This is a genomic window from Winogradskyella sp. UBA3174, assembly GCF_002364335.1.
Classification (GTDB): Bacteria; Bacteroidota; Bacteroidia; order Flavobacteriales; family Flavobacteriaceae; genus Winogradskyella.
This window is the reverse complement of sequence record NZ_DEXW01000068.1, coordinates 13,327-14,170: the sequence shown is the minus strand read 5'-3', so window position 1 is coordinate 14,170 and position 844 is coordinate 13,327. Positions and strand designations below refer to the sequence as shown.

Genomic DNA, 844 nt, shown 5'->3' with positions numbered 1-844 from the left:
GCAGATAGTTTTACAATTCTTTTTACTCCATATTTTTTAGCAGCATTAATCACATTAGTTTCATATTCTTCTTGTTTTGGTTGAGTTGCTGTTAACAAAAATATTGTGTCTGCAAATTTACAGGCATCTTCTACTTCTTTAATAATTGCTAGATCTGCACTTACATAACTCAAGTTAGAAGTGTTTTTTATTGAAATCGGATATGTCCTTTGAGGATTACGAAGTACGCCTCTTACAATACAGTTTTCTTTTATTAAAAGTTGTAAGACAGGTAAGCCTATTGTTCCTGTACAACCAAATACGACTATTGTTTTTTTATAATTTTTCATGGTTTTTCTTTAGGGGTTTTGTCATTCCTATAATTCCTGCTCCAAGTCCTGCTGATGGAAGGATATCTAAAAGGTAAGACCAAAGATTGAAAATTTGAATTATCAACAGAGAAAGGGCTCCTATTGAAACAATCAAAAGCAATGAGATTACAATCCTATGAAGCAGCAATAGTTGTTTCTCTTTAAGATATTTAAGCAAGAAAAAGCAAATAACTGTAGCAATCAAAGAAGGTAAAGCAATGGTTGAATAACTCGCCTTAAGTAATTCTGGTTTATTTAAAAAATAAGCGGGACCACCAGACATAATTAATGGGAAGAAATAAGCAGGGAGTGCCGATTTTAAAAATGCTTGTTTGCTGAACATCTGTGTTATATTTTTATTGTTTGACATCGTTATAATGGATTTAGACTATTTTGTAAACTTCTGATAGGATTAAATTTTATACCTACACCAATAAAAGGACGTTCAAAAGAGGTGTTAAATTCATAAAGACTTTCATTATCAGTATTCCTAA

The 844-nt window shown here is 31.2% G+C and carries 2 protein-coding genes; both read right to left on the bottom strand.

Features of this window, described 5'->3' with window-relative positions:
• The coding region (locus B2U95_RS13630) for an SDR family oxidoreductase (protein WP_296317118.1) at positions 1 to 329 on the bottom strand (329 nt) is incomplete at its 3' end.
• Positions 316 to 720 carry a hypothetical protein gene (locus tag B2U95_RS13625; RefSeq protein WP_296317116.1) on the bottom strand — a complete coding sequence of 135 codons (405 nt, stop codon included), beginning with the start codon at positions 718 to 720 and terminating at the stop codon, positions 316 to 318. The genes B2U95_RS13630 and B2U95_RS13625, both read right to left, overlap by 14 nt.
• Between the last annotated feature and the right edge of the window lie 124 nt (positions 721 to 844).